Source organism: Kribbella sp. NPDC104740 (genome assembly GCF_055583505.1).
In genome coordinates, this window is the sequence record NZ_JBVJNV010000008.1 from 147,592 (window position 1) to 171,696 (window position 24,105).

At 69.3% G+C, this 24,105-nt stretch carries 22 protein-coding genes; 9 read left to right on the top strand and 13 right to left on the bottom strand.

The genetic code is table 11. The annotated features are described in order from the left end of the window. Nucleotides 1-2: 2 nt before the first annotated feature. Nucleotides 3-1,328 (bottom strand): ABC transporter substrate-binding protein, encoded by a 1,326-nt coding sequence (locus tag ACZ6Z4_RS33345; protein ID WP_465573994.1) that lies wholly within the window; start codon nucleotides 1,326-1,328, stop codon nucleotides 3-5. Between the two features lie 237 nt (nucleotides 1,329-1,565). Then, a complete protein-coding gene (gene hemW / locus ACZ6Z4_RS33350; RefSeq protein ID WP_465573998.1) occupies nucleotides 1,566-2,768 on the bottom strand; it encodes a radical SAM family heme chaperone HemW in 1,203 nt (400 codons plus the stop codon). Between the two features lie 84 nt (nucleotides 2,769-2,852). On the opposite strand from hemW, the gene ACZ6Z4_RS33355 reads away from it, so the two are divergent. Further along, nucleotides 2,853-4,862 (top strand): MDR family MFS transporter, encoded by a 2,010-nt coding sequence (locus ACZ6Z4_RS33355; protein ID WP_465574001.1) that lies wholly within the window; start codon nucleotides 2,853-2,855, stop codon nucleotides 4,860-4,862. Between the two features lie 2 nt (nucleotides 4,863-4,864). On the opposite strand, the gene ACZ6Z4_RS33360 is transcribed toward ACZ6Z4_RS33355, so the two are convergent. Further along, nucleotides 4,865-7,009 (bottom strand): transglycosylase domain-containing protein, encoded by a 2,145-nt coding sequence (locus ACZ6Z4_RS33360; protein WP_465574004.1) that lies wholly within the window; start codon nucleotides 7,007-7,009, stop codon nucleotides 4,865-4,867. Between the two features lie 133 nt (nucleotides 7,010-7,142). Here ACZ6Z4_RS33360 and ACZ6Z4_RS33365 point away from each other — a divergent pair, with 133 nt between their 5' ends. After that, the gene (locus tag ACZ6Z4_RS33365) at nucleotides 7,143-7,964 is read left to right on the top strand and encodes a PHP domain-containing protein (RefSeq protein ID WP_465574007.1); all 822 of its coding nucleotides are present in this window, start codon (nucleotides 7,143-7,145) and stop codon (nucleotides 7,962-7,964) included. Between the two features lie 12 nt (nucleotides 7,965-7,976). Here ACZ6Z4_RS33365 and ACZ6Z4_RS33370 read toward each other — a convergent pair whose 3' ends face one another. Continuing rightward, nucleotides 7,977-8,693, bottom strand: coding sequence for a hypothetical protein (locus ACZ6Z4_RS33370; protein ID WP_465574010.1), 717 nt, complete (start codon nucleotides 8,691-8,693; stop codon nucleotides 7,977-7,979). Between the two features lie 199 nt (nucleotides 8,694-8,892). On the opposite strand from ACZ6Z4_RS33370, the gene ACZ6Z4_RS33375 reads away from it, so the two are divergent. Further along, nucleotides 8,893-9,714 (top strand): SCO6745 family protein, encoded by an 822-nt coding sequence (locus ACZ6Z4_RS33375; RefSeq protein ID WP_465574013.1) that lies wholly within the window; start codon nucleotides 8,893-8,895, stop codon nucleotides 9,712-9,714. Nucleotides 9,715-9,855: 141 nt separating this feature from the next. Here ACZ6Z4_RS33375 and ACZ6Z4_RS33380 read toward each other — a convergent pair whose 3' ends face one another. Next, complete coding sequence (locus ACZ6Z4_RS33380; RefSeq protein WP_465574016.1) at nucleotides 9,856-11,691, bottom strand: AMP-dependent synthetase/ligase; 1,836 nt, start codon at nucleotides 11,689-11,691, stop codon at nucleotides 9,856-9,858. A 119-nt stretch (nucleotides 11,692-11,810) separates the two neighbouring features. Then, nucleotides 11,811-12,068 (bottom strand): helix-turn-helix domain-containing protein, encoded by a 258-nt coding sequence (locus ACZ6Z4_RS33385; protein WP_465574021.1) that lies wholly within the window; start codon nucleotides 12,066-12,068, stop codon nucleotides 11,811-11,813. Between the two features lie 165 nt (nucleotides 12,069-12,233). On the opposite strand from ACZ6Z4_RS33385, the gene ACZ6Z4_RS33390 reads away from it, so the two are divergent. Continuing rightward, nucleotides 12,234-12,392, top strand: coding sequence for a hypothetical protein (locus ACZ6Z4_RS33390; RefSeq protein WP_465574024.1), 159 nt, complete (start codon nucleotides 12,234-12,236; stop codon nucleotides 12,390-12,392). A 90-nt stretch (nucleotides 12,393-12,482) separates the two neighbouring features. Here ACZ6Z4_RS33390 and ACZ6Z4_RS33395 read toward each other — a convergent pair whose 3' ends face one another. Then, a complete protein-coding gene (locus ACZ6Z4_RS33395; protein ID WP_465574027.1) occupies nucleotides 12,483-13,505 on the bottom strand; it encodes an aspartate-semialdehyde dehydrogenase in 1,023 nt (340 codons plus the stop codon). 66 nt (nucleotides 13,506-13,571) lie between these two features. Here ACZ6Z4_RS33395 and add point away from each other — a divergent pair, with 66 nt between their 5' ends. Next, a complete protein-coding gene (add, locus tag ACZ6Z4_RS33400) occupies nucleotides 13,572-14,513 on the top strand; it encodes an adenosine deaminase (protein WP_465574031.1) in 942 nt (313 codons plus the stop codon). Between the two features lie 105 nt (nucleotides 14,514-14,618). Here add and ACZ6Z4_RS33405 read toward each other — a convergent pair whose 3' ends face one another. Beyond that, nucleotides 14,619-14,804, bottom strand: a complete 186-nt coding sequence (locus ACZ6Z4_RS33405) for a tautomerase family protein (protein WP_145808799.1) — start codon at nucleotides 14,802-14,804, stop codon at nucleotides 14,619-14,621. 50 nt (nucleotides 14,805-14,854) lie between these two features. Continuing rightward, nucleotides 14,855-16,375, bottom strand: a complete 1,521-nt coding sequence (locus ACZ6Z4_RS33410) for a sodium:solute symporter family protein (RefSeq protein ID WP_465574036.1) — start codon at nucleotides 16,373-16,375, stop codon at nucleotides 14,855-14,857. A gap of 103 nt (nucleotides 16,376-16,478) precedes the next feature. On the opposite strand from ACZ6Z4_RS33410, the gene kduI reads away from it, so the two are divergent. Genes kduI through ACZ6Z4_RS33425 form a run of 3 tightly spaced genes read left to right on the top strand, consistent with a single transcriptional unit; the run spans nucleotide 16,479 to nucleotide 18,867 of the window. Beyond that, a complete protein-coding gene (kduI, locus tag ACZ6Z4_RS33415) occupies nucleotides 16,479-17,309 on the top strand; it encodes a 5-dehydro-4-deoxy-D-glucuronate isomerase (protein ID WP_465574039.1) in 831 nt (276 codons plus the stop codon). Next, nucleotides 17,306-18,061 (top strand): SDR family oxidoreductase, encoded by a 756-nt coding sequence (locus ACZ6Z4_RS33420; protein WP_465574042.1) that lies wholly within the window; start codon nucleotides 17,306-17,308, stop codon nucleotides 18,059-18,061. Before kduI ends, ACZ6Z4_RS33420 begins: the two co-directional genes overlap by 4 nt. 41 nt (nucleotides 18,062-18,102) lie before the next feature. Continuing rightward, nucleotides 18,103-18,867, top strand: a complete 765-nt coding sequence (locus ACZ6Z4_RS33425; RefSeq protein WP_465574047.1) for an IclR family transcriptional regulator — start codon at nucleotides 18,103-18,105, stop codon at nucleotides 18,865-18,867. On the opposite strand, the gene ACZ6Z4_RS33430 is transcribed toward ACZ6Z4_RS33425, so the two are convergent. Both ACZ6Z4_RS33430 and ACZ6Z4_RS33435 read right to left on the bottom strand, forming a co-directional pair. Continuing rightward, nucleotides 18,846-20,063 (bottom strand): MFS transporter, encoded by a 1,218-nt coding sequence (locus tag ACZ6Z4_RS33430; RefSeq protein WP_465574052.1) that lies wholly within the window; start codon nucleotides 20,061-20,063, stop codon nucleotides 18,846-18,848. The two genes, ACZ6Z4_RS33425 and ACZ6Z4_RS33430, sit on opposite strands and share 22 nt — an antisense overlap. Continuing rightward, nucleotides 20,060-20,719: an MOSC domain-containing protein gene (locus ACZ6Z4_RS33435; RefSeq protein ID WP_465574057.1), complete on the bottom strand. Its 660-nt coding sequence runs from the start codon at nucleotides 20,717-20,719 to the stop codon at nucleotides 20,060-20,062. The genes ACZ6Z4_RS33430 and ACZ6Z4_RS33435 overlap by 4 nt, the downstream gene beginning before the upstream one ends. Before the next feature lie 108 nt (nucleotides 20,720-20,827). On the opposite strand from ACZ6Z4_RS33435, the gene ACZ6Z4_RS33440 reads away from it, so the two are divergent. Beyond that, entirely contained in the window at nucleotides 20,828-21,232 is a 405-nt protein-coding gene (locus ACZ6Z4_RS33440; RefSeq protein WP_465574060.1) for a hypothetical protein, read from the top strand. On the opposite strand, the gene ACZ6Z4_RS33445 is transcribed toward ACZ6Z4_RS33440, so the two are convergent. Further along, nucleotides 21,229-22,143, bottom strand: coding sequence for an aminoglycoside phosphotransferase family protein (locus ACZ6Z4_RS33445; RefSeq protein ID WP_465574063.1), 915 nt, complete (start codon nucleotides 22,141-22,143; stop codon nucleotides 21,229-21,231). The two genes, ACZ6Z4_RS33440 and ACZ6Z4_RS33445, sit on opposite strands and share 4 nt — an antisense overlap. Then, nucleotides 22,144-24,030 (bottom strand): translation elongation factor 4, encoded by a 1,887-nt coding sequence (lepA, locus tag ACZ6Z4_RS33450; RefSeq protein WP_465574070.1) that lies wholly within the window; start codon nucleotides 24,028-24,030, stop codon nucleotides 22,144-22,146. It lies immediately after the preceding gene. Nucleotides 24,031-24,105: the final 75 nt, after the last annotated feature.

Here is a 24,105-nt window from a genome sequence, read left to right on the forward strand (position 1 = left end):
TTCTAGTTGCCGGCCCGGGTGTTGGCGGCCTTGTCGGCTTCCCGGAGCGCCTGTTTCCAGGCCGCCTGCGGACCCTGCTTGCCCTGATCGACCCGTTCCAGGGCGTTGGTGAAGACCTGGTTGATCTCGCCGTCGCGCGGACCCTTGTGCTGCTTGAGGATCACGTTCTTGGCCCGGTTGATGAAGATCTGCCCGACCGGCGCGTTGTTGAAGTACGCGTTGACCTGCGACTTCACCTGCTCGGCGTCGTAGGCGTCGACGGTGGACGGGAACGACCCGACCTTCTTGAACACCTTGATCTGCTGCTCCGGCGCGGTCAGCCAGGCGGCCAGCTTCGCGGCCTCCTCCGGCTGCGTCGACTGGGTCGGCACGGTCAGGTACGAACCGCCCCAGTTGCCACCGCCGCCGGGGAAGACGTCCGCGACGTCCCACTTGCCCTTGCCGAAGCTGCCCGCGTTGTCCGCGATGACGCCGAGCAGCCAGCCCGGGCAGGCCATCGTCGCGAACGCGTCGGACCGGAACGCGCGCGTCCACGCGTCGCTCCAGGCCGGCAGCTTCGCCGACAGGCCGTCGTCGCTGCCGGCGACGATCTGGTTCCAGGTCCGCGACAGCAGCTCGTTGTCCTCGCCGAGGTAGCGGTCCTGGTTGGAGTAGTAGGCCTCGATCAGCTGGTTGCGCATGGCCTCCCAGGTGAGCACGGCCGAGTCGTACCAGGCCGAGTTCGGCATCTTCGCCTTGAACCGGCGGCCGTAGGAGAAGTACGACGCCCAGTCCGGGAAGAGCTTGGCGACCTCGGCCCGGTCGGTCGGCAGCCCGGCCTTGGCGAACAGGTCGCGCCGGTAGCAGATCGCCTCCGGCCCGATGTCGGTGCCGTAGCCGATGATCTTGCCGCCGGGCGCGGTGGCGCCGGCCACCTTCCAGTCCAGCCAGCGGCCGGACAGGTCGTTGGCGCCGTAGTCGCGCAGGTCGACGAACTTGTCGGCCTTGGCCAGGTACTTGTAGATCCAGCTGACCTCCATCGCCTCGATGTCGGCCATCCCGGAACCGGAGGCCAGGTTGGTCTCCAGGTTCTTGATGTGCTCGTCGACGGTCTCGGCGCGGCGCTCGGTGATCTTCACGTTCGGGTGCGCGGCCTCGTACTCGCGGTACAGGTCGCCGTAGCCGAACTCGTTGAAGGTCGCGATGGTCAGGTCGACCCGGGGACCGTCGGCGCCGGACGCGCCGGTGGACTGGTCCGGGCTGCCGCCACAGGCGCCGACCAGCAGGGTGAGGCTGCAGGCGAGCACGACGGCGGTACTACGGGGGCGGAGGCGGGCCTTGGGCCGCATGTGAGTTGCTCCCTGTGATTCGGACGGGTTGAGAGCGCTCCCCATTCGGAAAGTGACCTGAGTTTCGAGCGTTTCAACCGGATGTGTCAAGGACCACATCGTCACGCTGAGATACCGGTGCACCTTGGTCAGTACATACCGGCCGATCCGGTCACCGACAGCACCACGCCGATGACGGTGCGCTCTGTTACCTGGGAGTTTGCTGACTTGTCCTGACTTTTGCGGCCAGAAACGGGCCTACGGCAACAGGTCGCGGACGACCGCGTCGGCGAGCAGCCGACCACGCCGCGTGAGCACCAGCCGGTCGTGCTCGATCACGACCAGCCCGTCCATCCCGGGCAGCGCGGCGCGCCCCTCGGCGTCCAGGACGCCGACCGGCAGCCCGGCCCGGAGCCGGATCTCCAGCAGCACCCGCTCGACCCGGCGGGTCTCCTCGTCGAGCAGCTCCCGCGCGTACGCCGGGCTGTCGCCGGCCGCGATCCGGTCGGCGTACGCGCTCGGGTGCTTGACGTTCCACCAGCGGACGCCGCCGACGTGGCTGTGCGCGCCCGGCCCGATTCCCCACCAGGTGTCGCCGCGCCAGTAGAGCTCGTTGTGCCGGCAGCGGGCGTCGTCGGCGTTGGCCCAGTTCGACACCTCGTACCAGGTCAGGCCGGCGGCGCTGAGCAGGTCGTCGGCGAGCACGTACTTGTCGGCCAGGTCGTCGTCGTCCGGCATCGGCAGCTCGCCGCGGCGGACCCGCCGGGCCAGCTGGGTGCCGTCCTCGACGATCAGCGCGTACGCGCTGACGTGGTCGGCCTGCGCGGACAGCGCCGACTCCAGCGACGCGCGCCAGTCGGCGAGCGTCTCCCCCGGCGTCCCGTAGATCAGGTCGAGATTGACGTGCCGGAACCCGGCCGCGGTCGCCTCCTTCACCGCGTCCAGCGCGCGGCCCGGCGTGTGCTGCCGGTCGAGGATCTTCAGCACGTGCGACGACGCACTCTGCATACCGAAGCTGACCCGGGTGAACCCGGCCTCGAGCAGCTCCTCGAGGTAGCGCTGGTCGACGGACTCGGGGTTGGCCTCGGTGGTCACCTCGGCGTCCGGCGCGAGCCCGAACTCGTCGCGGACCGCCTTCAGCATCTTGCCCAGGTCCGCGGCGGGCAGCAGCGTCGGCGTACCGCCGCCGAAGAAGACGGTGTCGACCTGCTTGTCGTGCGGCAGCACCCGGCGCGCGAGCCGGACCTCCCGCACCGCGGTGTCGGCGTACGACGCCTGTGAAGCACCGCCGCCGAGCTCCTTGGCGGTGTAGGTGTTGAAGTCGCAGTACCCGCAGCGGGAGGCGCAGAACGGGACGTGCAGGTAGAACCCGAACGGCCTGGTGGCGGACTCGGCGACGGCGGCGTCCGGCAGCGACCCGTCCCGGGGCGCGACCTCTCCCTCAGGCAGTGTCGATGGCACGTCCCCATGCTACGGACTGCGATTGCAACCTCGTTGCGGCGGTTCTGCGGTCGCTGTGTGTCGTCGGCTGGCTACATTCAGCTCATGGACACCGAGGCACAGCCCGTCGGCCGGGCGACCCGGAACGCCGTCGTGGTGGCGATCATGCTCGGCATGCTGCTCGCGGCGCTCGACCAGACCATCGTCGCGACCGCGCTGCCGACCATCGTCAGCGACCTGGGCGGCGCCAACCACCTGTCCTGGGTGGTCACGGCGTACCTGCTGGCCGAGACGATCATGACCGCGCTGGTCGGCAAGTTCGGCGACCTGTACGGGCGCAAACGGATGTTCCTGATCAGCGTCGTGCTGTTCCTGGCCGGGTCGGCGCTGTGCGGGATGGCCGACTCGATGCTGTGGCTGGTCGGCTCCCGCGCGATCCAGGGCCTCGGCGCCGGCGGCCTGCTGGTCACCTCGACCGCGGTGATCGCGGACGTCGTACCGCTGGCCGAACGCGGCAAGTACCAGGGTTTCATCGGCTCGGTCTTCGGCGTTTCCACGGTCGCCGGGCCGCTGCTCGGCGGGCTGTTCGTCGACCAGCTGAACTGGCGCTGGGCGTTCTACGTGAACATCCCGCTCGGCATCGTCGTACTGGTGGTCGCGTCGTTCACGCTGCCGTCGGTGAAGGCGGCGGTCGGGCCCAAGATCGACTACCTCGGGATCCTGCTGATCGGGCTCGCCGCGACCGGGCTGACCCTGGTCACGACCTGGGGCGGCAACGAGTACGACTGGACGTCGCCGGTGATCCTGGCGATGGCGGTCGGGTCGCTGATCGCGCTCGGGCTGTTCGTCGCGGTGGAGAAGCGGGCGGCCGAGCCGTTGCTGCCGATGCGGCTGTTCCGGTCCGGCGTGTTCACGGTGTGCTCGATCCTGAGCTTCATCATCGGGTTCGCGATGCTCGGCGGGGTCACGTTCCTGCCGACGTACCTGCAGTACGTGCACGGCGCCTCGGCGACCGACTCCGGGCTGCAGATGCTCCCGCTGGTGCTCGGGCTGCTGGTCGCGTCGATCGGCGTCGGGCAGGTGATCAGCAAGACCGGGCGGTACCGGCCGTTCCCGATCATCGGGACGGTGCTGATCGGCGGCGGGCTGTACCTGCTGTCGCTGATGAGCAACAGCACGCCGTACTGGACGACCGCGCTGTTCATGGTCGTCCTCGGGCTCGGAGTCGGGCTCTGCATGCCGGTGCCGACGGTCGTGGTGCAGAGCACGGTCGACTACAAGGATCTCGGGGTGGCGACCTCCGGAGTGAGCTTCCTGCGCACGATGGGCAGCTCGTTCGGGGTCGCGGTCTTCGGGTCGATCTACGCGTCCGAGCTGCCGGCCAAGCTGGCGGCGGCGTTGCCCGCGGGCATCGATCCACGCTTGGCGTCCTCGGTCGAGGGCGTCCGGTCGCTGCCTCCGGCCGCGCGTGAGCCCGTCACCGCGGCGTACGCCGACGCGCTGCACGTCGTCTTCCTCACCGCCGTACCGGTCGCTCTGCTCGGGTTCGTCGTCGCGCTGCTGTTGAAGCAGGTGCCGCTGCGCGACACGGCTCGGATGACTGCTGGTGGGAACTCCGGGGTCGGCGAGAGCTTCGCGGCGCCGGCGTCGTTCGACTCCGAGCACGAGCTGCAGAAGCTGGTCGCGCTGATCGTGCAGAACCACAAGCGGTCGCCCGCACCGGAGGTGCTGGCGGAGTCGGGGATCCCGTTGAACACCGCGCAGGCCTGGATGATCATGCGAGTGTTCCGGGGCGGCGCCGAGAACGGGTCGGCGACGTTGGCGGAGATCACCGGGGACCTGAAGGTGCCGCCGGGGGTGTTCGAGCCGTTGGCTGCTCAGCTCGTTGCCGACGGGTACTTGTCGGAGGTGCTGGGGCACTACCGGTTCACGCCGTACGGGTTGGAGATGTTCCAGCGGTTCGTCGGGGCTTATCGCCGCTGGTTGCTGGAGCGGCTGGAGGACTGGGAGACGAGTGAGGACTTCTCGGTGGCGATCGACCGGATCGCTGAGCAGATGCTCGATCGGGGGCACTCGCTGACGACGGGGAAGCACGCGGCGCTGGTCGACGCCTGAGCTCAGCGGCGGCCGCGATTGTCGTTGCGGTCGTCGTTGTCGTCGTCGTCCTGGTCGTCGGCGGGCTTCTTCTTGTCGTCGTCGCCTCCGCCGAGCATCTTGGCCGGCGGTGCGGTGAAGCGGCGCAGCGGCATCCCGGGCAGCGCCTTCTCCATCGCGGTCTTCCACAGCGGGCCGGCGGTGCCGGAGCCGGTGGGGTCGCGGATGTCGCGGCCGTCGAGAGTGTGGCCGTACATCAGGTTCGTGTACGGCAGGTTGGCGTCGGCGACGACCGACGCCGCGGCCAGGTTCGGCGCGTAACCGGCGTACCAGACGGCGCGGTTGTCCTGGATCGTGCCGGTCTTGCCGGCCAGGTCCCAGTTGCCGAAGTTGAGGCGGCCGCCGGTGCCGCCGGGCTCCATCACCGCGCTCAGCACCCGGTTCACGCCGTCGGCGACCTGCGGTGAGATCGCCTGCTTGCAGGACGGGCCCGGCGTCTTGACCGGCTTGCCGGAGCCGTCGCGGATCCCCGTGACCAGCACCGGCGTGCAGTACTTGCCGCGCGCGGCGAACGTCGCGTACGCGTTCGACAGCATCAGCGGCGTCACGTAGCCGACCCCGAGCGTGAACGACACGACCTGGTCGAGCGGGCCGAGCGTCTGCGCGTTGTACATCCCGAGCCGCGCGGCGATCTGCGCGGGCACGCACAGGCCGGTCCGCTGCGAGAGCTGCAGGAAGTAGGTGTTCGTCGAGTACCTGGCGGCCTCGACCATGGTCAGGTCGCCGCTCTTCGTCGAGTTCTTCGGCTGGTACTCCGGGTCGCGCGTGTACCCAGTACAGGTCCGGAACCGCTTCCCGCGCAGGTCGATCTGCTGCGGCGAGTTGATCCGGTAGTCCAGCGGCAGCCCCTTCGTCAGCGCCGCCGCGACCGTGAACGCCTTCATCGTCGAGCCGTTCTGGAAGCCGCCGTACCCGCCGGGGTACGACTTCTCGACGTTGTAGTTGTACGCCGTCTCGTACTTGCCGTTCCCGTACGGCTTGCTCTGCACCATCGCCTTCACCACGCCGGTCCCCGGCTCGACCACGGTGATCGCCGCGATCGCGGTGTCGCGAGGTTTGCTGTGCTCGTTGATCGACGCCTGCGCGGCGGCCTGGATCCGCGGGTCGATCGACGTCGTCACCGACAGGCCCCCGGTCTTCAGGTAGTGGTCGCGCTCCTTCACGGTGGCGCCGAGCGCCGGGTTCTGGAGCAGCTTCGAGACGACGTACTCGCAGTAGAACGGGTAGCGCGACCCGGCGCAGCCGTTCGGGACCTTCTGGATCTTCTTCAGGTCGACGACCGGCGTACGGAGCGCGTCGTTCAGCTGCTTGGCCGAGATCAGGCCGAGCTCGTGCATCCGGCGCAGCACCACGTCGCGGCGGTCCTTGGCGCGTTTCAGGTTGTTCGTCGGGTCGTAGCCGGTCGGGTTCTTCACCAGGCCGGCGAGCAGCGCGGCCTGCGGGAGGTCGAGCCGGCCGGCCGTGGTCCGGAAGTAGTGCTGGGCCGCGGCCTGTACGCCGTACGCGCCGTCGCCGAAGTTCGCGAGGTTCAGGTAGCGCTCCAGGATCTCGTCCTTGGAGACCTCCTTCTCGAGCGCGATCGCGTACCGCAGCTCGGTCAGCTTGCGCTGGTAGGTGACCGCGGTCGCCGCCTGCCGCTCCTCGGCGGTCCGGGCCTTCTCGATCAAGCTCAGCTTCACGTACTGCTGGGTGATGCTCGACCCACCCTGCTGCACCGAGCCCTCGGTCTGGTTACGGACCAGCGCGCGCAGCGTGCCCTTCGCGTCCAGCGCGCCGTGGGTGTAGAACCGCGAGTCCTCGATCGCGACGATCGCCTGCCGCATCAGCTTGCTGACCTGGTTCAGCGGCACCGGCACCCGGTTCTGCTCGAACAGCGTCGCGATCAGGCTCCCGTCGGCCGCGAAGATCCGGCTCCGCACCTGCAACGGCTCGGCCTTCAGCTCCTGTGGCAGCCGCTCGATGGTGTCCGACACCTTCTGCGCGCTCACGTCGACCAGCCCGGTCAACGGAATCACCAGCCCCGCCGCCAACGCACCCGACAGCACGCTCACGCCGATGAACTTGTTCAACGACCGAACGACGTTGCGACCGCCCCTGCCGGTTGCCACCCTCCAACGGTAAGGGCTGCCGGCGCCGTTCCCGGATTTCGTAGTCAACCTGTGAGGAACCGATACCGTTGCCCAGGGCAATCCTCCCCGGGCACGCCGCTCCCGGTCGCGCCTGCTGCTTCAGACTGGAACCATGCGACTCCCCACCGACAGCCACGTCCACACCCAGTTCTCCTGGGACGCCGACCAGGGCAACATGGACGCCACCTGCGCCCGAGCGGTCGCCCTCGGCCTCCCCGCCGTCGCCTTCACCGAACACGTCGACTTCACCCCGTTCCGCGCCGGCTTCCTCGCCCCGAAGTTCCCCGACCTCGTCCAGGACGGCATCCTGCACGCCCCGCCGTTGGACGTCACCGGCTACTTCGACTCCATAGCCCGCTGCCGCTCCCGCTACCCCGACCTCCAAATCCTCACCGGCCTGGAAGTCGGCCAGCCCCACCTCCACGTCCCCGAAGTCACCGCCCTCCTCGCCCAGGGCCCGTTCGACCGAGTCATCGGCTCCCTCCACTGCCTCCCCGACCCGCTCACCGGCGAACTGGCAGAACCCTGGGAACTCTTCCCCCACCACCCCGCGCCCGACATCTTCCGCACCTACCTCGCCGAACTCCCCCACATGATCGCCACCACGAAAGCCTTCACCGTCCTCGGCCACCTCGACTACCCCATCCGCTCCTGGCCCGGCCCCTTCAACCCTCACGACTTCGAAGAAGAACTCCGCAGCGCCCTCCGAGCCCTCGCCACCACCAACCGGGCCCTCGAGTACAACACCCGCCTCCCCCTCGACCCCACGATCCTCCCCTGGTGGCACGAGGAAGGTGGCTCACTCCTGACCTTCGGCAGCGACGCCCACCTCCCCGAAGCCCTCGCCACCGGCCTGGTGGAGGCGGCGGAAGTCGCCTCAGCCCACGGCTTCACCCCGGGTCCGTCCCCCACAGACCCGTGGGTCGCCGCCTGAATTGGTGCGTGCTTATCCGATTCGCACCAGCGCGAAATGGTAGGTGAAGATCTGCACGATTTGATCGTCCTGCAGGCCGCTTGCCTGACAACGGAGCTGGACTGGCGTCCAGTCGTCGCGCATGATCACCACCGAGTCGAGTTTGATGCTCCTCGGTCCTTGCGACGAGGCCGTGAACACAACCGATTGGTCGTCTCCGTAAGCGTTGGCGATGGCGTCCTCGAACCCACCGCCCGCGGTGCAGGAAGCAGTCGCGCCCGCCGCGCCAAGGAACGTCACCCGGCCGGTCAGCAGGTACCGGCCCTCGTCGATCTCCGGCATCGTCACGCTGACCAGCGTCTCCGTCTGGCTGACCCCGGTCCCCGGGACCGGCGTGAGCGGAATCGGCTTGTCGTAACCGCCGTGCACCCGGAAGTAGGCCAACGGAAGCCCGGCAGGACCCGCAGGCCCTGCAGGTCCGGTGGCTCCTCGTGGCCCCGTCGCCCCTCGCGCACCTGTGGCTCCTGCCGGGCCAGTCGCCCCTCGCGGGCCGGTCTGGCTCCAGTTGAGCGCCGCCTCGCTCGACGTACACCTTTGGCTGGTAGCGGTGTCGATCACCCGAACAGCACCGCTGCTCTTGTTCCGGCAGCCGTGAATCACCCCGCTGCTGTCCGGAACGCTCGCCACCGCGGCGGTTGTCGTCAGGCCGATCACAAGGCACAACGCAGTACCAGTAATGAGTTTACGCATTTCCCCCACCCGTATTCTTCGTGACCATTCCCCCATCCGCAGGCTACGACCGGACAGGGTTTCGAGGACAGGGCTCCGGTTACCTGAGCCACGGGTGCCGAAGAAAGTTCTGGGCCGGTTGTCGGATTCGGGGACGGCCGATCGTGGACAGGGTGTGAGACGCGAACAGGGAACGAACGGACACGAGGAGAGCACCACGATGGACAGCGTTGCGGGGCGGTTGAAGGAACTGGTCGTGCCGATTCATGAGGTCGCCTACATGGCTGATGAGCCGAACGAGGAGCTGCAGGCGCTCGGGTTCGAGGGGTACTGGCCGTTGTACTTCGCTTCGCGGTCGGCGCCGCTCGGGAAGGTGCCGGCTGAGGTGGTGGATGCGTTGTTCTACAACTTCGCGCCGGGGGAGGTCGCGGCTTGTGTGCCGGGTTGCTGGGAGGTTGCTTCGCCGGAGGAGGTGCTGGCGGCGCGGGAGCGGGGGTGTGTGGCGGCGTTGCGGGGGATTTTGGGGGAGCTGGCTGACAGTCCGGTGGTGGGGCGGTGTGCTGACGTGCTGATGAGGGCTGCGTTCAGTGCGCCGGTCGAGGGGCGGATGCTGTACGCCGGGTTGCGGTCGGTCCCGGTGCCGGAGGAGCCGGTGGCGCGGTTGTGGCATGCGGCGACGTTGCTGCGGGAGCACCGGGGGGACGGGCACACGGCGGCGCTGGTCACGCACGGGATCGGTGGGCAGGAGTCTCACGTGCTGCTGGCGCTGCTGTGGGACATGAAGCCGCGGGACTTCGGGCGGCTGGACCCGCTGTCGGACGAGCAGCTCGAGGTCGTGATCGACGGGCTGCGGGAGCGCGGGCTGGTGAACGCCGAGGGCTGGTTCACGCCGGAGGGGCGGAAGCTGCGGGACGCGATCGAGGAGCTGACCGACGAGCTCGCGGCGCCGGCGTACGAGTGCCTCAGCGCGGCGGAGGTCGAGCAGCTCGTCACCGAGCTGACGCCGCTGGTGGAGAAGATCGTCGCCGCTCGGCCGTTCTAGACACCCGCTGTACGGCGGGGGCGGGGACTTGGAGCGCCCGAGCCTGGCACCCAGGCGTGAGCGCGAGCCTGCCGCCCAAGCGCGAGCGGCCTGAGCCTGACCCGGCGGAGGAGCCCACCGAAGGGCTCCTCCCCCGGCGTCCTAGCTGTACATCTTGTCCAGCAGGTCCCCGTACTGCGTCTCCACGTGCTTGCGCTTCAGCTTCAGGCTGGGCGTCATCTCGCCCCCCTCGACCGTGAGGTCCCGCTCGAGGATGGTGAACTTCTTGATCGTCTCCCACCGGTTCAGGCCGCTGTTGAGCTCGTCGACGTAGCCCTGGATCATCGCCTGGGCGGCGTCCGAGGTCGCGATCTCGGCGTACGACTTGCCGCCGAGCCCGTTCGCGGCGGCCCAGGCGACGATCGCGTCGGGGTCGAGGGTGACCAGGGCGCTGACGAAGTTGCGCTGGCTGCCGTGGACCAGGAACTGGCTGGCGTACGGGCAGATCATCTTGAACCGGCCCTCGATCACCTGCGGGGCGACGTACTTGCCGCCGGAGGTCTTGAACAGGTCCTTCTTGCGGTCGGTGATGAACAGGAACTCGTCCTCGAAGTGCCCGATGTCGCCGGTGTGGAACCAGCCGTCGGTGTCGATCACCTCGGCGGTCTGGTCGGGCAGGTTGTGATACCCGCTCATCACGCCCGGCCCCTTGATCAGGATCTCGCCGTCCTCGGCGATCTTGAACTCCGACGCCGGGAAGATCGGCCCGACGCTGCCGAGCCGGTAGCGATCAGGCCGGTTCAGCGTCGACCCGGCCGCGGTCTCGGACAGGCCGTAGCCCTCGAGGATCAGCAGCCCGGCCGCGTGGAACCACTCGGCGAGCTTCTTGTCCAGCGCCGCCGACCCGGACACGAAGAACCGGATCCGCCCACCGAACCGGGCGCGGATCTTCGACAGCACCAGCTTGTCGGCCAGCGCGTACTTGGCCGCCAGTACGCCGGAAGGCTCCTTCCCGGCCTGCCGCAGCGCCGACACCTCGGCGCCGACCCCGAACGCCCAGTGGAACAGCTTGAGCTTGGCGCCTCCGTCGGCCTCCATCATGGTGACGATCCGGCCGTGCGCCTTCTCGAACACCCGCGGCGCGGCGGCCATGAACGTCGGCTGCACGACCGCGGCGTTCTCGACGATCTTGTCGACCCGCCCGTCGATCGCGGTGGCGAACCCGATCTGGAACTGGACCGCGAGCAGCACCTGCCCGAACACGTGCGACAGCGGCAGCCACAGGTACTGCAGGTCGTCCGGGCTGAGCACCCGGATCCCTTCCACAGCAGCGCCTTCGTACGTCCACACCGAGTGCGGCAGCCGGACGCCCTTCGGGCGGCCCGTCGTACCGGAGGTGTAGACCAGCGTGCACAGGTGGTCGGGCCGGACCTGGGCGACCCGCTCGTCGATCGCGGTCGGGTGGTCGTCGAGGTAGCGGGCGCCGAGCTCGTCGAGCGCCGCGACGCTGATCACCCAGTCGCCGTCCTGCTCCTCGGGCTCGCCGTCGATCAGCACGACCTTGTGCACCGACGGGATGTCGGCCTTGTGCTCGCGCAGCTTGGCGACCTGGCCGGCGTCCTCGGCGAAGACGACCTGCACCTCGGCGTCGGCGACGATGTAGGCGACGTCGGCGGCCATCGTGGTCGGGTAGATCGTGGTGGTCGCGGCCGCGGTGACGACGGCGGCCAGGTAGCACTGGACCCATTCGAGGCGGGTGTTCGCGGCGACCGCGACGCGCTGCTCGGGCTCGACGCCGAGCGCGATCAGGCCGGCGCCGCGGCGGCGTACCAGCTCGTCGGTCTGCTGCCAGGTGACCGAGGCCCACCCGTCGGCGACGGGGTGCCGGAACGCCTCCCGCTGGGGCGTGGCCGCCACCCGGTCGAAGAACATCTGCGCCAGATGTTCTTTGCGTGAGCTGAGCAACGCGAGCTGCGGACCGTCGGCAACGGGCTTCATTCTGGCCTCCCAGGGGTCAGGTAAACCGGAGAGTAATAGCTCCGGCGCACGCTGACCATGGCGCTCGCCCAGCCACCCGCCCCAGGTCCATCACGTTTCCGCAACGCCCGGTACGACGCTCAGGCGGGGGTGACGCCCAGTGCTTCGAAGACCTCAGCGGGTGCACCCCGGAGCAGCTCGGGCAGCGTGAGCCGCAGCGCCGAGCAGAGCGCGACCGCGTCGCCGACGGTGATCCGGCGACTGCCGGCCTCCAGCGAGGAGACGGTCGGGCGGGACCAGCCGATCTCGTCGGCCAGGTCCTCCTGGCGCAGCCGGAGGCGGGCGCGGGCTGCGCGCACGTTGCCCGCGATCAGGGCGTCCAGCTCCTCGGGCTTCATCTTCCGCAGTCTGCATCAGCGGAAAGCCTGGCGTCATACCCTATTTCCGAGCAACACGCAAGGTAATCGAGCACAGCGAATCTAGTCAGGGCATTGTGTTAGCTTTTCCATCACTAGGTCAGAAAATCCGACGGGAAGTCGATGGAAATCGTTGCAGGTCTTCGCGTGCTCTCGACCGACTACGGCCACGGCACAGTCGCCGCCGTGCTCGGCACCGAGATCCAGGTGCTCTGGGACGAACCGCTGCTCGAGGGCACCACGAACCGCCTGTTCGCCCACGACCGCACCTTCATCGAACGCCTCCGCCGGGAGAACCCCCTCTAGACGCACCGGGCAGTCCACATGCACGTGCATCGCCCGGTGCAAAGCAGCCCCGCCTCCCGGCGTACGACGAGAGGCGGGGCTGCCGCCGGTTCAGCGCTTCAGCAGCTCCGCGATCTGGACGGCGTTGAGCGCCGCGCCCTTGCGCAGGTTGTCGTTGGAGATGAAGAGGACGAGGCCGCGCCCCTCGGGCACGGACTGGTCCTGCCGGATCCGGCCCACGTAGGAAGGGTCCTGGCCCGCGGCCAGCAGCGGGGTCGGCAGGTCCGCGAGCTGTACGCCGGGAGCCTGCGCGAGCAGCTCGGTCGCCTGCGCGGGCGTGATCGGGTTGGCGAACTCGGCGTGGATGCTCAACGAGTGCCCCGTGAAGACGGGGACGCGGACACACGTGCCGGCGACCGGGAGGTCGGGCAGGTGCAGGATCTTGCGGCTCTCGTTGCGGAGCTTCTGCTCCTCGTCGGTCTCGCCGGAGCCGTCGTCGACGATCGAGCCGGCCAGCGGGAGCACGTTGAACGCGATCGGGCCGGCGTACACGTTCGGCTCGGGCAGCGTGACGCCGTCGGTGCCGCGCGCGAGGCGGTCGGCGCCGTCCACCAACGCGGAGGTCTGGTCGGCCAGCTCGCGGACGCCGGCGCCGCCGGAGCCGGACACGGCCTGGTACGTCGAGACGACCAGCCGGGTCAGCCCGGCCGCGCGGTGCAGCGGGGCCAGCACCGGCATCGCGGCCATCGTGGTGCAGTTCGGGTTGGCGACGATGCCCTTCGGCAGGTGGTCGAGGTCGTCGGGGTTGACCTCGGCAACGACCAGCGGGACCTCGGGGTCCATCCGCCAGCCGGACGAGTTGTCGACCACGACCGCGCCGGCCGCCGCGACCTTCGGGGCCAGCTCCCTGGACGCCGTCTTGCCGTTCGAGAACAGCGCGAGGTCGAGCCCGGCGAAGTCCGCCGTCGCGGAGTCCTCGACGGTGACCAGCCGGTCGCCGTACGGCAGCTGGGTGCCCGCGGACCGCGCGGACGCGAAGTACCGGATCTCGTCGATGGGGAAGTTGCGTTCGACCAGCAGCTCCCGCATCACGCCGCCGACCTGACCTGTCGCTCCGAAAACGCCTACTCGCATGGGAAGAAGAGTAAGCGCCGACGCCACGGACCGATCGGGGATTTCGCCATGTGGTTGGCTGAGCGCATGCTTCCCCTGGTTGACCTGCACCGGCACCTCGAGGGATCGGTCCGGTCCAGCACGGTGCTCGACGTCGCCGAACGCACCGGTCACGAGCTGGTCCGGCGAACCGCCCCGCGCGCCGGATTGGTGGCCGATGACAAGCAAACCGGCCTGCTCCCCTACCTGGACAGGGTCGATCTCGCGATCGGCGTGCTGACCGACCTCGACGACTGGAACCGGGCCGCCCGGGAAGCGGTGGACGACGCGTTCGACGACGGGCTGGACCTGCTGGAGCTGCGGTTCTGCCCGGGGATCATCGCGCACGAGACCGGCCTGCCGGCCGAGGCGGTGATCGACGCGGTCGCGGACGGTGTCGCCGCCCAGGCCGCGAAGCGCCAACTCACGGTCGGGCTGATCGGGATCGTGGTCCGGCATCTCGGCGCGGAGTCGGCCGGTGGGCAGATGGCGACGCTGCTGAGCCGCCGGGAGCGGTTCTGTGCGGTGGATCTGGCCGGCGACGAGGCGAACTTCCCGGCGGCCCTGTTCGCGGAGGCGTTCCGCGCCGCGAAGGAGGCCGGGCTGCATGTGACGATCCACGCGGGTGAAGCCGCTGGGCCGGAGAGCGTGTGGGACGCCGTCCGGGAACTAGGGGCCGAGCGCATCGGTCACGGCGTACGGAGTGCTGAGGATCCGCGGTTGATGGATGTGCTGGCCGAGCGTGGGGTGACGCTGGAGGTTTCGCTGACCAGCAACACGCAGACCGGCGCGGCGCCCAGTTATGCGGAGCACCAGATCCACACGCTGCTGACCGCGGGAGTGCCGGTGGCGTTGTGCACGGACAACCCGCGGGCGAGCAACGTGCGGTTGTCGCAGGAGCACCGGACGGCGGTCGCCGAGGTGGGGCTGACCGCGGAACAGCTGAAAACCGTTGCCGAACAAGCGGTCAAGGCGACCTTCGTACGGTGAAGAGAAACGGCCCGGGTCCCCTGGGGCGGGAGGGGACGCCGGGCCGGTGACAGGTGCCGGCGGGAGCGGTCCGCCGGCACCGAAGCTCCAAACAGAACAGCGGTATCAGGAGTCCGAGACCAGCACGCCGCCGTTGGCCACGTCGGACTTCTCGATCTCGGTGAAGACGATCCGGACCGCTTCGCGCTTGGCGCCGAGGATGGCGATCGCGGAGTCGGTGACGGCGGCGACGAACTCGCGGCGCTGGTCGAGGGTGCGGCCGGACAGCAGTTCGACGGTGATGTTGGGCATAGCAGCTCTCCTCAGTTGATGTTCTGTTCAGCGGAACATTGTTCCACGGGTCATTCGGCCGCGGCGGCGGCCGCTCGCCTGGCGAGCACCTCGTCGGTCTCGTCGGGGTCGCTGTTCAGCGAGTCGAGCAGCCCGTCGACGGAGTCGCGGCGTTCCGGCATCAGCAGCCCGAGGCCGACGTACACCACCAGGGAAGTTGCCAGCGGCAACGCGACGACCATCGTGGTGTCGGTCGACCCGACGCCCCACTTCACGATCGCCCAGACGATCAGCCCGGCCGCCCACGAAGAGATCGCGGCCCGTGACCCGCACCGCCGGAACCAGGGCAGCAGCCCGAGCATCAGCGGGATCGAGATCGGTCCCATCGTCGCGGCCACCAGGTCGACGACGATCTTCAGCACGACACCCTGACCGTTGGTCAGGATCGCGATCAGCATGCTGACCGTGACGAACGTGAAGGTGGTGATTCGGGCGAACTTCAGCGTCGCCACGTCGGACAGCCGGCGCAGCTTCGGCACCAGCACCGGGCCGAGGTCGCGGGTGATCACCGACGAGATCACGTTCGCGTCGGAGGCGACCATGGCCATCGTGTGCGAGAAGAACCCGGCCAGCACCAGACCGATCAGGCCGCTCGGCAGCAGCAGCTGCGCCAGTTCGACGTACGACTGCTCGGGCTTGCCGAGGTCCGGGACGAGCAGCGGCGCGGCGCACATCGGGATGAACAGCACCAGCGGCCAGATCAGCCACAGCACCGACGAGAGCAGCGCGGACCGCTTGGCCTCGGAGCCCGACGGCGCGGCCATGTAGCGCTGGGCCAGGTTCCACATGCCGCCGTTGTACTCGAAGGTCTTGATGAACAAGAACGCGATCAGGAAGATCGGTGTGTACGGCCCGTTCAGCGCGTCACCGTGCCCCTCGGGCAACTGGTCCCACATCTTCCACAACGTCGGTACGCCGTCCAGGTGCCGCAGTACGCCGACGAACATCGCGATCCCGGCCGCGGCCTGGATGATGAACTGGCCGAAGTCGGTCAGTACGTCGGCCCACAGCCCGCCGAGCGTCGCGTAGAGCATCGTGACCACACCGGTCAGCAGAATGCCCCACCGCATCGGTACGCCGGTGAAGCCGTTCAGCAGCACGGCGATCGCGACCCACTTGCTCGCGATGTCGACCACCTTCAGCGCGGCTCCGGAGTACGCGAGCACCTGCTGGGTCGGCAGGTTGTAGCGCTGCGCGAGGTACTCCAGCGGCGAGACGACCCCGTGCTTGGCGCGCAGCCGGTTCCAGCGCGCGGCGAACAGGAACGCGCCGATGCCGACGCCGACGCCGATCGAGACCGCCCACCAGACGTACACGGTGATGCCGTAGCTGTAGGCAACGGCCGCGAAGGCGACGAACATGACGGCGCTGTAGCCGGACATGTGGTGCGAGATGCCGGACAGCCACCAGGGGATCCGGCCGCCGGTCGTGAAGTAGTCGACGACGGTCTTGATCTTGGTGCGGGACCAGAGTCCGATCAGCACCATCAGCACGAAGTAGCCGGCCAGCACTGTCCAGTCGAGTGCGGTCATGCGAGTCCTCCAAGGGGCGGAACTTGGTATCGCCGGGCGGAACCAATACTTGGGCGACATTTCTACTCTTGACTTGTGGTTCTGTCTAGTAGAACTTAGTTCCATGAATTCGCCGCTGCAGGTCCGTCACGCCACTCATCCCGCCCAGATCCCCGGGTTCGACACCCGCGCTCTGCGCGAGCAGTACCTGGTCGACGACCTGTTCACCCCGGACGCGGTCACCGCGGTGCTCACCCACCACGACCGGATCGTGCTGGCCGGCGCCCGCCCGGTCTCCGGCCCGCTCACCCTCCCGACCTGGCCGGAGCTGCGCAGCGAGTACTTCCTGGAGCGCCGCGAGGCCGGCATCGTCAACGTCGGCGGCCCCGGCACCGTGACCGTCGACGGCACCAAGTTCGAGCTCGTCACCGGCGCCTGCCTGTACGCCGGACGCGGCGCGCGCGAGGTCGTCTTCGAGGGCACCGACGCCGCGTTCTACGTGTTCAGCGCCGCCGCGCACACGGCGTACCCGACGACGCTGGTGCAGCCCGGCGAGGGCAACCGGCTCGAGCTCGGCGACCAGGAGACCGCGAACCGGCGCACCATCGACCAGTACATCCACGCCGGCGGCGTGCAGAGCTGCCAGGTCGTGCTCGGCGTCACCACGCTGCACGCCGGCAGCACCTGGAACACGATGCCCGCGCACACCCACGACCGGCGCACCGAGTGCTACCTGTACTTCGGGCTGCCGGAGACCGAGCGGATCGTGCACCTGCTCGGCGAGCCCGACGAGACCCGGCACGTGCTGGTCGCGGACCGCGAGGCGATCATCTCGCCGAGCTGGTCGATCCACTCCGGCGTCGGCACCTCGTCGTACAGCTTCGTCTGGGCGATGGCCGGCGAGAACCAGGCCTTCACCGACATGGACGGCGTCGACGTGACGGAGCTGCGGTGACCCTCTTCTCGCTGCAGGGCCGGACCGCGCTGGTCACCGGCGCGCGGCGCGGGATCGGGGCGACGATCGCGGCCGGGTACGCCGCGGCCGGCGCCGACCTGATCCTGCTCGCCCGGGACGCGGCGCTGGAGGACACCCTCGAGGCGATCAAGCTGAACGGCGGCGGTGAGGCGACCGTCGTCACGGCGGACTTCGCCGACCCGGCGGCCGTCGAGGCGGTCGCCGTCGAGTTGGCCCGCGAACGGCGGATCGACATCCTGGTGAACAACGCCGGGACCATCCGCCGGGCGCCCGCGGCCGAGACCGCGACCGCCGACTGGCAGCACGTGATCGACGTCAACCTGAACTCCACCTGGGCGCTGACCCGCCCGATCGGCGCCGCGATGGTCGAGCGCGGCGCCGGCAAGATCGTCACGATCGCCTCGCTGCTCAGCTTCCAGGGCGGGGTGACCGTGCCCGCCTACACTGCCAGCAAGCACGCGGTCGCGGGACTGACCAAGGCGCTGGCCAACGAGTGGGGAGCGGCCGGCGTCCAGGTGAACGCGATCGCGCCGGGCTACATCAGTACCGACAACACCACCGAGCTGCGCGCCGACGCGGCCCGCGAGGCGGCCATCCGGGAGCGGATCCCGGCCGGTCGCTGGGGCCGGCCCGACGACCTGGTCGGCGCCGCGGTCTTCCTGGCCTCGGCGGCTTCGGACTACGTCAACGGGCACGTGCTCGCCGTCGACGGGGGCTGGCTGGCACGGTGAGCAGTACGGCGTACGGGGTTGACCAGACAAGAGGTGACAGGATGAGCGACATGAGTTCGCCCTCGGCCATCGACAAGACGCTGATGGTGCTCGACGCCGTCCTCGAGCACTCCCGGTTCACCGACGTGGTGACGGCCACCGGCCTGGCCAAGTCGACCGTGCACCGGATCATGGCGTCGCTGGTCGAGCACGAGTTCGTCGCGCAGTCCGAGGACGGGTCGTACCACCCCGGGCCGAAGGCGCTGCGGCTGGCCGGGCACGCGCTGACCAACGTCGATCTGGCGACGGTCGCGCGGCCGGTGCTCGCCGACCTGGTCGCGCAGACGCGGTGCACGGTGCACGTCGGGCTGCTGAACGGCGACGAGGCGATCTACGTCGCACGGCTCGACGGGCCGAAGCCGTACCGGATGCCGTCGCGGGTCGGGAAGGCGTTCTGGCTGCACTGCACCGGGATCGGGAAGGCGCTGCTCGCCGAGAAGGACGAGGAGGCGCTGAACGCGCTGATCACGCGGACGGGGCTGCCGGCCCGGACGCCGTTGACGCACACGACGGCGGCCGGGTTGAAGGCTGACCTGGCGCAGGTGCGGGCGCGCGGGTACGCGCTGGACGACGAGGAGAACGAGCCGGGGATCCGGTGCGTGGCTGCGGTGATCCACGATCACACCGCGGCGGCGATCGCGGCGGTGAGCATCTCGACGCTGTCGCTGGAGCAGTCGATCGCGCAGGTCGCGCTGATGGCGCCGGCGGCGATCGAGGCGGCGCGGAAGATCTCGGCGGCGCTGGGTTACCTGGAGCCTTCCAACTGAGCTTCCTTACGGGCTGAGGCCCAGCGGACGACCGGCACGAACAGCACCCCGATCACCGCGAACCACACGCCGAGGATGATCCACCCCGGCACGCCCAGCCCCAGCGGCAGCAGCGCGAGCACGGTCGGCGCGACCATCGTGCTGATCGACATGCTCGTCCCCCAGACGCCCTGGTACTGACCCTGCGCCTGGTCCGAGGCCAGGTCGAAGCCCAGCAGGAACGAGCCGGACGACTGCAGCAGCTCGCCGATCACCTGGACGAAGGCACCGACCGCGAGCAGCGCGACCGCGACCACGGCGCCGCCGCCCGAGGCCGCCGCGAACAGCACCATCGATGCCAGCAGCAACCATCCCGCCGTACGGGTGGCTCTCGCGGCTGACGCCGGGTCCTGGATGCCGCGGCTGGAGCGGACCTGGAAGAGCGCGACGACGATCGTGTTGATGATCAGCAGCAGCGCGACCGTCCAGCGCGGCGCCTCGGTGTGCTCGACCACCCAGAGCGGGATCGCGACGTCGAGCACGGCGTAGTGCAGCGACATGCCCGCGTTCAGCGCCGAGACCGCCAGGTAGCCGCGGTCGCGGAGCGCGATCCAGACCGGGCCCTCGTCGGTCTTCGGCTGCGGCGCGACCCGCGGGATGCCGAGGATGAACAACGCCGACGCGCTGGTCAGCACCGAGTCGACCACGAACATCAACTGGTACGCCGTCCGCGTGTCGAAGTGCAGAGCCAGCGCACCGATGGCCGCGCCGGCCATGATCCCGATGTTGGTGATCGCGCGCAGGTACGCGCGGGCGGCGACCCGGCCCGACCCCTGCGTGACGGCGGCGATCAGCGCGGCCCGGACCGCGCCCGCGCCGCGGTCGAGCACGGTGACGACGATCGCGACGACCAGGAACTGCCAGAACGCGTCGACCGCGAGGTAAGCGAGCGAGAGCGCGGCGACCGAGATACTGAGCACGACGAACAGCCCACGCGGGCCGCGCCGGTCGGCGAGATGCCCGAGCGGGACCGCGCTGAGCAGCCCGAACAGCCCCGCGACGGTCAGCCCGAGCCCGACCTCGGCGATCGAAAGCCCGACGATCCGCGTGAAGTACAGCACGCTGACCGTCATCAGCAGCCCGTTGCCGACCCGGCTCAGCAGGGTCGCGAGCGCCAGGTGGCGCAGCGGACCTGGCTCCGGGATGACTCCCTTCACCGCTCGTCCGCGGGCGACTGCTCAGCGACAACCGGCCGGGCCGCGACCCGCTGCGCGGTCTCCCGCAGCTCGTCCATCAGGTCGACGCCCGAGTCCAGCATTCCCTGCATCTTCACGCCGTCCTGGCACTCGAACATCACCCCGACGGTCACCTCGTGCTCCGGCCGACTCAGCACGGTGACGGTGTCCCCCGCGCCGATCGTCCCGGTCTTCAGCACCTTGAAGTACACCCCCGGCCGGCCCGCGTCGTGAAACCGCTTCACCCACCGCGGAATCCCCATCCGGTGCTGGAACGTGACGCACGGAATCCGCGGCGCCCGCACCTGCACCTCGACCTCGTCCCCGATCCGCCACACCTCCCCCAGCAGCGCGCCGGTCAGATCAACACCCTCGGTCCGCAGGTTCTCCCCGAACAACCCCGACGGAATCTCCCGCCCCAGCTGCTCGCTCCACCACCGAGCGTCCTCCTCGGCGTACGCGTACACGGCCAGATCCAGCCCACCGTGATTCGCCGTGTCACACACCCGATCCCCCGCCAGCCCGAGCTCCCCCACCCGAACCCGCCCCTGCCGCGGCCGCTTGTCGATCGCCGTCCACCCCGTCTCCTTGGGACCCGGGATCAGCTCCTCCACCACATTCACCGTCAGCAGCCGCATGCCCGCATCCTCCCCCTCGGCGTCGCCCGGCTCCACCGAGTTTCACGAGCCGACACTGTCAGCCACGACCGACAGTTTCTGTCCGACCCGTCGGCCAGGATGTCCGCCATGAACTTCGCCGCCGCCGACCAGATCGACCCGGCGGAGCTCCTGACCAGGCTCGCGTCGTACCGGCCCCTCCCGACCACAGCCGGCCGGGAGGGACCCGACGGCATCGAGCTCGCGCAGCAGACCGACTACGCCGGACCGCTGGGCCGGGACATCCTCCGCTGCGCGACCGGGCTGGAGAGCGGCCCGGACGGCAGCGTCCAGCTGATCGGGTACGACGTACTGCTCGCGCTGGTGGAGTGCGCCGAGCCGTGGCACGTCTTCGCTCACCTCGGCGAGGACAACGAGACGCTGCCGCTCGACGAGCACGTCGCGTTCCTGCGGTACCTGTACGACTCCGACACCGTGCAGAACCTCGCCGGCAAGCTGAAGGACAACCGGGTCTGGACCTGCTGGTGGGACTAGTCCTGGATCGCCTTGACGATCGCGATGTTGCGGGTCAGCCAGTCCTGCGGGAGCGACTGATCAGCGCCCGCGTCCTTCACCGTCCACAGGACGTTCAGCATCTGCCGGACGATCACCCAGTCGCGGCAGCGGTCCTCGTCCAGCCCCGCCGCGTCGATCGCCGCGTAGAAGCGGGAGCGGACCCGGAAGCGGATGTCGCCGGAGGCAACGACCTCGTCCCAGCGGTTCCACAGCAGCGGGGCGACCTCGTAGCAGGGGTCGCCTGACAGCGGTTTGGGGTCGATGACCAGCCAGGGCTCGCGCTCGCCGGCGAGGACGTTCTCGTAGTGCAGGTCGGAGTGGATCAGCCGGCCGTCGGTCGCGGGGTCGGCGGCGAAGTCCGTCCCCAGCGCGATCGCCTGCTCGACGTACCGGCGTGGGACGGGCGCCGACGCGGGCAGCGCGCGCAGCTCCTCGGTCCAGCGCTTCAGTTCACCCGACAGCGTCCGGTACTGCGGGCCGGCCGCGACATGCAACCGCCCGTACGCCGTACCGACGATCTCGCACGCCTCCCGATCGTCGACCGACGTCAGGTCCCGCGGCGACAACCGCTCCAGCAGCAGCGCGAACCGCCGCGGATCCGCCCGCAGCAAGCGCACCGCCCCGCGCCCACCCCACGCCTGCAGCGCAAGATGCTCGGTCTCCGCCTCCCAGTGCGGGAACTGCACCTTCAGCACCGCCGCCTCGCCGGCTCGCGTCAGCACCGGTACGACGATCGCGCACTCGCCGTGCCCAGTCGGGCCGTCGACGCTCAGCTCCCACTCGCCGAGCAGCTCGTCGACCAGCTTCGGCAGCCGGTCCAGGAACGCGGCCCAGTCCGGGCCGCGCGACCCGACGACCAGGAACCCGGCCGGGAGCTCGACGGCCGGCACCTACTTCTTGGCCTTCTCGGCGGGCTCGTTGGTCTTCAGCGCGGCGATGAAGGCCTCCTGCGGGACCTCGACCCGGCCGACCATCTTCATCCGCTTCTTGCCTTCCTTCTGCTTCTCCAGCAGCTTGCGCTTGCGGGTGATGTCACCGCCGTAGCACTTGGCCAGCACGTCCTTGCGGATCGCCCGGATCGACTCCCGGGCGATGATCCGGGACCCGATCGCGGCCTGGATCGGCACCTCGAACTGCTGCCGCGGGATCAGCTCCTTGAGCTTGCCGGCCAGCGCGACGCCGTAGGCGTAGGCGTTGTCGCGGTGCACGATCGCGGAGAACGCGTCGACGGTCTCGCCCTGGAGCAGGATGTCGACCTTGACCAGCGCCGCGGACTGCTCACCGGTCGGTTCGTAGTCGAGCGAGGCGTAGCCCTTGGTCTTGGACTTCAGCTGGTCGAAGAAGTCGAAGACGATCTCGGCCAGCGGCAGCGTGTAGCGCAGCTCGACCCGGTCCTCGGACAGGTACTCCATGCCGAGCAGGTTGCCGCGCTTGGTCTGGCACAGGTCCATGATCGTGCCGATGAAGTCCTTCGGGGACAGGATCGTGGCCCGCACCACCGGCTCGTAGATGTCGGCGATCTTGCCCTCGGGGAACTCGCTCGGGTTGGTGACGACGTGCTCCTTGCCGTCCTCCATCTCGACCCGGTAGACCACGTTCGGCGCGGTCGAGATCAGGTCCAGGTCGAACTCGCGCTCGAGCCGCTCGCGGACGATCTCCATGTGCAGCAGGCCGAGGAAGCCGCAGCGGAAGCCGAAGCCGAGCGCGCCGGAGCTCTCCGGCTCGTACTGCAGGGCGGCGTCGTTGAGCTGCAGCTTGTCGAGCGCGTCGCGCAGCGTCGGGTAGTCGTCGCCGTCGATCGGGAAGAGCCCGGAGTAGACCATCGGCTGCGGGTGCTTGTACCCACCGAGCGGCTCGGTGGCGCCGCCGACCGACGAGGTCACGGTGTCACCGACGCGGGACTGCCGGACGTCCTTCACCCCGGTGATCAGGTAACCGACCTCGCCGACGCCGATGCTGGCGGCCTTGACCGGCTCGGGCGAGATGACTCCGACCTCGAGCATCTCGTGCACGGCACCGGTGGACATCATCTTGATCTTGTCGCGGTGGTTCAGCTCGCCGTCGACGACCCGGACGTAGGTGACCACGCCGCGGTAGGTGTCGTAGACGGAGTCGAAGATCAGCGCCCGCGGCGGCGCGTCCTTGACGCCCTTCGGCGGCTCGACCTGGGCGACGATCTCGCTGAGCAGGTCCTCGACGCCCTCACCGGTCTTCGCCGAGACGCGGAGTACGTCGGACTCCTTGCAGCCGATGATGTGCGCCAGCTCGGCGGCGTACTTCTCCGGCATCGCGCCCGGCAGGTCGATCTTGTTCAGCACCGGGATGATGTGCAGATCCGCGTTCAGCGCGAGGTACAGGTTGGCCAGCGTCTGCGCCTCGATGCCCTGCGCCGCGTCGACCAGCAGGACCGCGCCCTCGCAGGCCTCCAGCGACCGCGACACCTCGTAGGTGAAGTCGACGTGGCCGGGGGTGTCGATCATGTTCAGGATGTACGTCGTACCGTCGGCGGCGAGCAGGCCGCCCGGGGTGTCCGGCTTCGGCGTGAACGGCAGCCGGACCGCCTGGGACTTGATCGTGATCCCGCGCTCGCGCTCGATGTCCATCCGGTCCAGGTACTGGGCCCGCATCTGCCGTGGGTCGACCACGCCGGTGATCTGCAGCATCCGGTCGGCCAGCGTCGACTTGCCGTGGTCGATGTGGGCGATGATGCAGAAGTTCCGGATCAGCGTCGGGTCGGTACGACCCGGCTGCGGAACGGTCGTGGGTCCAGCGGGCACGGAGGGATCCAGTTCGTCTGAGGATGGAGACAGGACAACTGCTCCATCTTCCCATGCCGGGCCAGCCGTTTGCGC

Bases quoted from the DNA above. Each gene is read 5' to 3' on its own strand.
- ACZ6Z4_RS33385 (WP_465574021.1), bottom strand. From the start codon at position 12,068: ATGAAGCCCGAGGAGCTGGACGCCCTGATCGCGGGCAACGTGCGCGCA.
- ACZ6Z4_RS33355 (WP_465574001.1), top strand. From the start codon at position 2,853: ATGGACACCGAGGCACAGCCCGTCGGCCGGGCGACCCGGAACGCCGTC.
- kduI (WP_465574039.1), top strand. From the start codon at position 16,479: ATGAATTCGCCGCTGCAGGTCCGTCACGCCACTCATCCCGCCCAGATC.
- ACZ6Z4_RS33435 (WP_465574057.1), bottom strand. From the start codon at position 20,719: ATGCGGCTGCTGACGGTGAATGTGGTGGAGGAGCTGATCCCGGGTCCC.
- ACZ6Z4_RS33375 (WP_465574013.1), top strand. From the start codon at position 8,893: ATGGACAGCGTTGCGGGGCGGTTGAAGGAACTGGTCGTGCCGATTCAT.
- ACZ6Z4_RS33380 (WP_465574016.1), bottom strand. From the start codon at position 11,691: ATGAAGCCCGTTGCCGACGGTCCGCAGCTCGCGTTGCTCAGCTCACGC.
- add (WP_465574031.1), top strand. From the start codon at position 13,572: ATGCTTCCCCTGGTTGACCTGCACCGGCACCTCGAGGGATCGGTCCGG.
- ACZ6Z4_RS33425 (WP_465574047.1), top strand. From the start codon at position 18,103: ATGAGCGACATGAGTTCGCCCTCGGCCATCGACAAGACGCTGATGGTG.
- ACZ6Z4_RS33370 (WP_465574010.1), bottom strand. From the start codon at position 8,693: ATGCGTAAACTCATTACTGGTACTGCGTTGTGCCTTGTGATCGGCCTG.
- ACZ6Z4_RS33395 (WP_465574027.1), bottom strand. From the start codon at position 13,505: ATGCGAGTAGGCGTTTTCGGAGCGACAGGTCAGGTCGGCGGCGTGATG.
- ACZ6Z4_RS33345 (WP_465573994.1), bottom strand. From the start codon at position 1,328: ATGCGGCCCAAGGCCCGCCTCCGCCCCCGTAGTACCGCCGTCGTGCTC.
- ACZ6Z4_RS33405 (WP_145808799.1), bottom strand. From the start codon at position 14,804: ATGCCCAACATCACCGTCGAACTGCTGTCCGGCCGCACCCTCGACCAG.
- ACZ6Z4_RS33365 (WP_465574007.1), top strand. From the start codon at position 7,143: ATGCGACTCCCCACCGACAGCCACGTCCACACCCAGTTCTCCTGGGAC.
- ACZ6Z4_RS33440 (WP_465574060.1), top strand. From the start codon at position 20,828: ATGAACTTCGCCGCCGCCGACCAGATCGACCCGGCGGAGCTCCTGACC.
- ACZ6Z4_RS33410 (WP_465574036.1), bottom strand. From the start codon at position 16,375: ATGACCGCACTCGACTGGACAGTGCTGGCCGGCTACTTCGTGCTGATG.